The following is a 7,770-nucleotide window of genomic DNA, read 5'->3' as shown; positions in this document are numbered from 1 at the left end:
AATATATCAACGGCTTCTACAATCCGCGCCGACGGCATTCAGCACTGGGTTGGAAAAGCCCCGTCGCCTTCGAACGGAAAGTGGCCTAAACGAGCACTTGGGGCGGCACAAAAGCGCGACAGGTCCAGTCTGTTCCTTCGCCGAAGGTAAGATGAATGAGTTGACCTCGCAGATCACGAACCTCCTGCAATTGCCGAATTTCAACTTCCTGCCAATCGGTGGCCTGACCGGCAACTCGACGACGTCGATTGGCGGCGTGGATTTGAACACCGGCGGCGGCCAAGTCGGGCAAGGGGTCACCGACAACGGGACGACTGTGTCTCCCAACAATCTCGATGCGGTTTATGAACTTATCTATGGAGGTGGCAATGGCGGCTAATACCTTTGGAAAGATGACGCTCAGAAAATGGATGGCCCTCGCGGTGGTTTTGGCGGTGATCGCGTTCACCTTGCTGACCCAGTTCACGTCGTTTCAGGTTCCCGGGTCGGTGACCCAAGGAAAACCAGAGCCGACTGTCCATCCCGGCATCCAGCTTCAGGGCTCGACGGAGTCTCGAAATAACCTCGATGAAGTGAACGACATAGTTCGGGGGAAGAACCAGAATGGCCAGAGTGAAGGAACCGCAAATGAGAACTAAAGCTCCCAAGACATCCCTTCGCAGTGTGGCGCTCAGATCGACGGGTTTAAGCAGCGCTTTGTCTGTGTGTGCAACCGCCTGGCTCATTACGCTCGCGACACCAAGCTATGCCTTCGGCGGCTGTTCTTGCGGCGGCGTCCAGAACATCGTGCGCACGGCACGCATCAACATCAACAACCACACAACCGAGGTCGGAAACTACATCACCGACAACATCCTCAGAGGCGTGGCACAGCTGTCGGCCTATTCCAAACGCGAAACCGAAGCCACAAAACGCATTGCGGAAGGACGAGACCAGAACGCAGTACTATTGGAGCGACAGAAGATCAGGGCAGCAGCTGAGGGTGGACGTTACGATCCGGCCACGTCGGCGTGTATTGATCTCTCGGGTGTGTTGAACTTTGGCGGCGGCCAAACCAGCCAAGGCGTTGGCGGTATCGATATCGCGAACCTGTCACGCAACAGGTCCTACGGGAATGGGGCTGCCGGTGCGCCGGTCCGTTCCGGCGGTCTGGCCTTGGCGCAAGAGATCAAGCTCGACCGTGACAATCTTCGAAACGTCGGCGGGTTCGCCGATCCAACCTCCGACGTCCGGCTCCTGACCGAGGCGATCACCCTAGACACGTCTGACCAACAGGTCGCTCAAGCCTATGCGCGCATGATCAATAACATGATCGATCCCCTGCCACCAAAACCAGTCACGACCGAAGAAGCCAGAACACCAAATGGTCTCGCGCGGATCGCAGCACGGCAAGTCGACGCAACACGCCGCTCTGCCTCTCATGCCGTGTTCACCTATCTCGGAGACATTGCAACTCCAACTGGCGGGACAGAACTTGCGAGTTGGGCACGCAATGCAGCCGGTCCGGCCTATCCCAATGCAATCGGGGACAAAGTCTCCTCGCTTCAGGCGGTCGATGTCTTCGTGCATTCGCGGTTTGCCAATCCCGACTGGCATCAATCTATCGCCAAGATGTCGCCTGACGCGGTGATGCGGGAGCTGCTCCTGACACAAGCCCTCGATCTCCACGTCAACTGGATGCGGTTTGGTCTGGAGCGCCGCGTCGCGGCGGTGGAGGCGGCAAGCTTGGCTTCCAATATTGACGGAACCGAGGGTGCGGGCGGCGGTGCACCGCTCGGCAACTAGCAGACGAAGGCTCAATGATGGCGCGTGACAACAAAGACGAACCAAAGAAGGGCCGCACACGTCGCGCGGCCGGGTTCTTCGCGCGCCGGGGCCGCGTCGACAAGGCTTTTGAGGCCAGCAAACTCGGAGCGGATTTTATCGGCGACCTCGCGGACCGGGTTCGACCCAAGGCGCTCGATCCGAGAGGACTGACAGGACGCTATGACGATGGCGGCATCAAACGGTTCCAGGAGATGGCGCAGTCAATGAGCGAGGTCGAACTGGATCGTCAATATGAAGGTTGGCGGATGCAGCGTGCCTGTTTCCAATATGCGGGCCTACTTGCTGTGTTGGCCATTCCTGTGGGGCTGATCTTTTTGGGTATCAGCCGGATCTTCGTCATCAGCCTTGTCGCCCTGTTTTTGTTCTCGATGTTCCGAGCGGTTCGCGCAGACTTCTTTGCATGGATCATCGAGCAGGGTCGGTTCGGCGGCTTTTACGATTATATGACGTCGCGGCTGCCGCGGAACATGCAGATCATCATCCCAAGCCGGATGCGCGATCAAATACAGAACCGAAAGCAGGGCCGGTGAGAGTTGCCTCAAGTCTCGCCATTGCGGCCACCCTTCTTCTTGCATCCACCGACGTCGGCCTCGCGCAAGAAATCAGTGTTCCTGACATCTTCAACGGCACGGGGGATGATCGCTCCAACACGTTCTTCAACCTGATCTTCGGCGACCTGTTTCCAGGACCAACCGCCAACAACCGCACCGTGATCTCGCTCCTGATGCTGTCGTTCAACATCCTGTTTCTGGCGGTCGGCGCACTCTTCCTGCTCTACAACATCTTTCAAGGCACTTTGGATTCTGCGCATGAAGGCATCGTGCTCGGCCAGAAATCCACCATCTGGGTGCCGATCCGGATCCTCACTGCCTTCGCTTTGCTGATCCCGCTCGACAATGGCTATAACGGTATCCAGCACGGTATCTCCTATGTGGTGCGCGCGGGCACCGCTGCAGGGTCATTCTTCTGGAACCAGACCGCCGACCTGATCATCGCCGACGAGGTTCCCATCGTTGGGACCGACTATGTCGGATCGGACGCGCGGTTCCTGCAACAACTCTGGCGCATGGAGTTCTGCCGCGCGGCGTATAACTTCGAGGTCTCGAAGGGCGGTGATCTGCAACTGGTCAGCGGCGGCAACTGGTCCGATCTGGCCCCCGCGCCTGCTACCCCCCAGATCGATGCCTACACGCCACAAATCATGACCTATTCAACACCTACGATCACGAGCGCCTGTGGGTCGGTAACGCTACCACCAGCCACGGCCGCGCTGAAGCGGATCAGTCCGGCGACGAACATGGATACCATCAACATCAATATGCGCGCGCTTATCGATACCCTGCGTACCGACATGCGCGGTCCGGCCGAGGCGGTCGTCGCCAAGATATCCGCGCGGGATCCGATCGTCGCCGGCGACTTCCCGAACCTTGCGACCATGATGGTGCAGCTGCGCCAGCAGCATTCCGCCATCGTAGGTCCCATCGTCAATCCGGGTGCCCTATCTACGCTTGTCCAGACCGAGAGTGGGACGCCGATTTCGCAACAGATCCGCTCCATCGGCAGTGACGGGTCCGGCGCGCTCTCCGCCCCCACCGCCATCGCCGGAGATTTGAAGACCGGTGGCTGGATGATGGCAGGCTCCTATTACATGCTGATCAGCAAAATATCTGGCGATGCCAACGCGGTTGCGGGCATGTTTCCGACGGCGACGCCGGGCACGTTGATCTCCACGACATTGAACGGCGGTGTCCAGAACACGCTGGCAACAGAGCTGGGCCGTTCCTACTGGTTCCAGAGCAACGCCGACCGGGACGCGCAGAAAATCCTGGCGGGGATCGGCGCAAGCTACAATGCGAGCGTCTCGGCCTGGAACGAGGCAGCTGCCAACGCAGGTCTGCGCGAATTCATCACCGAGCGCGCCTATGCGGGCGATGATGCGTCCTCACCAGAAAACTTCCTGCCACCACCCACAAACTTGCTGAAAGGTATTCAGCTGCTGGCCCCCGATACGATCACCGTCGATCCGATGATCGGGTTGATGGCCTATGCCTCGACGTTCTTGACCTACGCAGTGGTTGCGATTGGCGTTCTGGCAACGGCCTCAGCCGTACCCCTGTTCGGTTCAATCCCGGCGACGCTGGCCGCAATGACCAGTGGGTTGTTCCAGATCGGCATCTTCGCTGCGATATTCGTCGGGTTCGTCCTGCCCTATCTACCTGCAGTCATTTGGTTGATCGCCCTCCTTGCCTTCATGCTGCTGGTCATCGAGGCGGTGTTTGCAGCACCTCTTTGGGCTGTGGCCATGCTATCGATGGATGGGCACGGCATTTCCTCGAACATCTCGCGCAAGGGCTGGTCTTTGCTCCTGATGTTATTTCTGACACCGCTGCTGATGGTGTTCGGATTCCTGTTGGGCATGGTCTTGTTCCGGATCGCGGCGTTTTCACTTAACGGCATGCTGTTTGCTGCGCTCAGCTCGCAGATGGCGGCGGATCCGGGCGCGTTCGGCGTCCTGTCACAGTTCCTAACCATGGCTGTTCTGACCGTCTTTGTCGGATTGCTTTATGTCGTCATCATCGACTGGTCGTTCAGCCTGATCAACGTCTTTCCGGCACGCGTCTTCAAGTGGATCGATGGGATCGGTGACGATCTGGGGGCAGGGACCGCGATGACGGCAAAGGCCGCCGGAGTGGCAGGATCATACCAAGGAGGGGCCGCAACGGGCGGGCTGCTTGGCTCCGCAGGAAATATTGGATTGGCCAACAACAGAAGCCGACAGCCACGTCAGATCGGCAACAAGGCCTCAAAAGACAAATAACCATCAGCGAAAGAGAGTCATCGCGGCAAAGATGGCGATCCCGCCGTGATTTGGTTTGTGGGGGACATAGGCAGAACCACGGTACCCCGTTCGGTTTACCGTCAGATGCAAAACGATGACGATCGAAGTCAATTGCAGGAAGTAAATCGGTTCCGAAATTAAATGGGCCGGGATCGCGACCAGGCCATCAATAAACTCAAAGTGTTCTGAACTGCTCCTTTGCCACTCCTCTGCAAATGCTTCGACGGTATCCAGCAGATGGATCATAGCGCGCCAGAAATAGATCATCATACCGACAGCCAGCCATTGGCCAGCAAGATGCACCAAAAAGCCGATCTTGCTATGCGTCTGTCGTATTTTTTTGAACCATTTGAACATATTTTATTATGACACAAAGTGGGTGTTTTGACCACACAATTGATTGTCATGTATCGTAGCACCTAACGCTATTAGCGTTACATTTTGACAAGACTAAAGCTTGATCTGCCCTAGAAACCCTATCCCGGCCTGAAGAATGCCCGAGACATCCTCCACCTTCACAATTTTGCGTTGAACCAGTTTTTCGGCAGACTGAGTCATAGTCCTAGCGACCAGGTTTGGGTTGGAACAGCTGTCCGAGAATACCTGTTTAACAACATTCACCCACTCCAATGGTGGTACACTTAGGAACCGGTCGCGCACGTTGCGATCTAACACGAGATACTCACGCAGTGCGACGCGCCCATTGCCGTCTGCCGTTTTGACCAACCTCTGCCAGACGATCAGATTCAGCGACGTCATCAGATCAAAGGAGCGCGCCTCCTGCTCCTCGGGTGGGAACAGAAAGGCCATGCGCCGAAGCGCCTCGGCGATAGACCCCGCATGTGTCGTGGTGTTTACCAAATGCCCGGTCAGACAGGCCTCAATGCAAGCTTCCATGCTTTCCCGGTCTCGGCTTTCGCCGACATTGATCACGGCCGGTGCACGGCGCATCGCGGCGCGGACACCTTCCGCGAAGGTGGGAATGTTGCGACCAACCCCGATCTCGGACTGGCTGATGAAGGACGCAACATCGGCGGCGTCCGTGTTGATATCCCGGAACGTGTATTCAATAGGGGCCTGTAGATCGATAATCTTGCGAGATCGATCACGGTTCTCCAAATGGGAGCGGGTCATGGCCGCCATAGTTGTCGACTTGCCGTGGCCGGTCGCGCCAGCAACGACAATGATACCGCTCGCAGGTTCCAGATGATCGCGCAATTCTTCTTCCAGTCCAACATCGTCCAAGGTCGGTGTCGTATCGGGTAAGGCCCGAAGCGTGATCTGTACCCCATTGGTCCCGAACCGCTGTTCGCCGGTCGCGTTCACTCGGAACCGTTGACTGCGCTTACGGTCTATCTTCTTCTCATAAGAAAAATCCAAAGGCCGTCCCGCACTTACCAAGGACATCGCATCGTTGGCAGACCACAGATGGGCCAGCATCGCCTGCACTTCAGTGATAAGCAGACGGCGTTTGGTGGCGAGTTTTTGGTCGCCATGTAGCTGCACACGCATCCGCAGGTCAGCGCTAATGTTGATGTCAGACGCCCCCTTCATCGCGGCTCCTACCAAAAAATGATCAAAAGCCGTTAGATCGCTTTCGAACCGATTGGGCTCGTCTTTCAGGATGGTGACGTCAGTTTCGTTCGGATCATCAGGGTTGAGGTTGATCCTATCCAGGTCGATCATTTAGTCACCGCATAACGCCTCTGCAAAGGCTTCCACTGGCTCGGATCCCGGACAAACCGCGCTGAGCTGACGATTTGCACCCGACGTTCGCCGATGAAGAGTTCGTCCCCATCACCAGCGGACCGGCGCTCGCTGGACTGGATCACCAGTTCCTTGACCAAACCGGCCTGAACCATGCGGCGATATTCAACCATGCCGAGGTAGTCGCGCTTCAACCGGGAGAAATTCAGGCCGAGCGCCTCGTCGGCCTGTTCGACACCCGCCTGCCAACCCTCGGCGGCGAAGCGGTTGAACACCTGCTTTTCCTCCTTGTTTTGCGGCAAAAAATCATCGTCGGGCTCACTCGCCTCCTCAAGCGGAATAACGAGATAGTCACGCCATGTCGGTATGATCGTGACGATGCGCCCTGGTATCTCGAGGCGGTAGAATTCATCGGCTGCCACAGCAGACTGTCCGCTCTCATCCACATTGATGGCAGCCGTGGCGCGGCTCACGACGGGCGGGAGGATATATCCCGTCTCTCGGGGCGCACGGTAAGAAACCCTGTTGAAATCGAACGTTCGGGACAGTTTTGGGCTGTCGCGTTCCAACTGCCGCATGACTTCCCAGACACGATGCTGATAGCCAGCCTGCGCGGCATATGACACGGCAGCCTCCCGCAATAGATCATAGCGATCTTCTTCGACCGACGTCTCGTAATTCCCGCGTCGTGTGCGGACACTGAACTCTGCGAAGTCGGCAGGGGGCCTGTCGGAGCGAAACTGATCAGGACCGCCTATGAGGATTGGGTCAGGCTCTTGGAAATCTGCCTCTTCAAGCTGGAGAGTTTCGCACCCGGCTAAGACGAAAAGGGCCAAGAACGGCAGAAGGGGGCTGCGCAGATGGTGCATCATACTTCCGTGTCCTCGATATGGGGAACCGGGCTACCCTCGGGCCGACTATAGACGATCGTCATCGTCATTGCGCGTTGATCGACGACCAACGTTGCGCGCTCTTTGCCTTGAAAGAACGCCTCGCGCAGTGCGCCCATAGCGGGCAGGTCTCTTTGAATGAGTGTGATCATGATCGGCGCACCAGGTTTTTCACCTTGCGCGATCACCCGGTATCCGGTCTCAAGCGCCATTGTGGAGACGAAGTCTTCGATTGGGCCGGTGAACGCAGAATGCACGACCGTCATCAGGCGTTCATCTGCCACAACATCGGGATTTAGCAGCGTCGTGGTGCCCGTCGCATATGGCTCGAGCACACCATTGTAGAGACCTGCGTCGGCAATCTCGCGATCCACCACCGAAGTTTCCGCATCGATCAAAGCTGACAGGCTGGTGGTTTCAGGCGAGGTGGTGACTGCGCAAGCTGCGCAGCTCAACAGCCCGAAAATCAAAAATACGTTCTGGGCCAAGCGCATCCACATCCCCATC

9 protein-coding genes are annotated in these 7,770 nt (G+C 57.3%); 5 read left to right on the top strand and 4 right to left on the bottom strand.

Annotated elements, in window-relative coordinates; genetic code table 11:
- The 5 genes from HKX44_RS18785 to HKX44_RS18765 all read left to right on the top strand — a co-directional run.
- On the top strand, window positions 1–379 hold a 379-nt coding region (locus tag HKX44_RS18785), incomplete at its 5' end, for a hypothetical protein (protein WP_276152881.1).
- Window positions 369–638, top strand: coding sequence for a hypothetical protein (locus tag HKX44_RS18780; protein ID WP_276152880.1), 270 nt, complete (start codon window positions 369–371; stop codon window positions 636–638). The genes HKX44_RS18785 and HKX44_RS18780, both read left to right, overlap by 11 nt.
- Window positions 628–1,785: a hypothetical protein gene (locus HKX44_RS18775; protein ID WP_276153249.1), complete on the top strand. Its 1,158-nt coding sequence runs from the start codon at window positions 628–630 to the stop codon at window positions 1,783–1,785. The genes HKX44_RS18780 and HKX44_RS18775 overlap by 11 nt, the downstream gene beginning before the upstream one ends.
- Before the next feature lie 14 nt (window positions 1,786–1,799).
- Window positions 1,800–2,357, top strand: coding sequence for a hypothetical protein (locus HKX44_RS18770; RefSeq protein ID WP_276152878.1), 558 nt, complete (start codon window positions 1,800–1,802; stop codon window positions 2,355–2,357).
- Complete coding sequence (locus HKX44_RS18765; RefSeq protein ID WP_276152877.1) at window positions 2,354–4,645, top strand: DotA/TraY family protein; 2,292 nt, start codon at window positions 2,354–2,356, stop codon at window positions 4,643–4,645. The genes HKX44_RS18770 and HKX44_RS18765 overlap by 4 nt, the downstream gene beginning before the upstream one ends.
- Before the next feature lie 3 nt (window positions 4,646–4,648).
- On the opposite strand, the gene HKX44_RS18760 is transcribed toward HKX44_RS18765, so the two are convergent.
- The 4 genes from HKX44_RS18760 to HKX44_RS18745 all read right to left on the bottom strand — a co-directional run bounded on the left by HKX44_RS18760 (window position 4,649) and on the right by HKX44_RS18745 (window position 7,757).
- Entirely contained in the window at window positions 4,649–5,023 is a 375-nt protein-coding gene (locus HKX44_RS18760; protein ID WP_276152876.1) for a hypothetical protein, read from the bottom strand.
- 93 nt (window positions 5,024–5,116) lie between these two features.
- Window positions 5,117–6,352: an ATPase, T2SS/T4P/T4SS family gene (locus HKX44_RS18755; protein WP_276152875.1), complete on the bottom strand. Its 1,236-nt coding sequence runs from the start codon at window positions 6,350–6,352 to the stop codon at window positions 5,117–5,119.
- Window positions 6,349–7,245: a type IV secretory system conjugative DNA transfer family protein gene (locus HKX44_RS18750; protein WP_276152874.1), complete on the bottom strand. Its 897-nt coding sequence runs from the start codon at window positions 7,243–7,245 to the stop codon at window positions 6,349–6,351. The genes HKX44_RS18755 and HKX44_RS18750 overlap by 4 nt, the downstream gene beginning before the upstream one ends.
- Entirely contained in the window at window positions 7,242–7,757 is a 516-nt protein-coding gene (locus HKX44_RS18745) for a DotD/TraH family lipoprotein (protein WP_276153156.1), read from the bottom strand. The genes HKX44_RS18750 and HKX44_RS18745 overlap by 4 nt, the downstream gene beginning before the upstream one ends.
- Window positions 7,758–7,770: the final 13 nt, after the last annotated feature.

Origin of the sequence: Sulfitobacter sp. M05 (genome assembly GCF_029285175.1) — a bacterium.
Classification (GTDB): domain Bacteria; phylum Pseudomonadota; class Alphaproteobacteria; order Rhodobacterales; family Rhodobacteraceae; genus Sulfitobacter.
This window is presented reverse-complemented; position numbering and strand designations above follow the sequence as displayed.

Coding starts and splice junctions, on each gene's coding strand:
- HKX44_RS18780 (WP_276152880.1), top strand. CDS start 369: ATGGCGGCTAATACCTTTGGAAAGATGACGCTCAGAAAATGGATGGCC.
- HKX44_RS18775 (WP_276153249.1), top strand. CDS start 628: ATGAGAACTAAAGCTCCCAAGACATCCCTTCGCAGTGTGGCGCTCAGA.
- HKX44_RS18770 (WP_276152878.1), top strand. CDS start 1,800: ATGATGGCGCGTGACAACAAAGACGAACCAAAGAAGGGCCGCACACGT.
- HKX44_RS18760 (WP_276152876.1), bottom strand. CDS start 5,023: ATGTTCAAATGGTTCAAAAAAATACGACAGACGCATAGCAAGATCGGC.
- HKX44_RS18755 (WP_276152875.1), bottom strand. CDS start 6,352: ATGATCGACCTGGATAGGATCAACCTCAACCCTGATGATCCGAACGAA.
- HKX44_RS18750 (WP_276152874.1), bottom strand. CDS start 7,245: ATGATGCACCATCTGCGCAGCCCCCTTCTGCCGTTCTTGGCCCTTTTC.
- HKX44_RS18745 (WP_276153156.1), bottom strand. CDS start 7,757: ATGCGCTTGGCCCAGAACGTATTTTTGATTTTCGGGCTGTTGAGCTGC.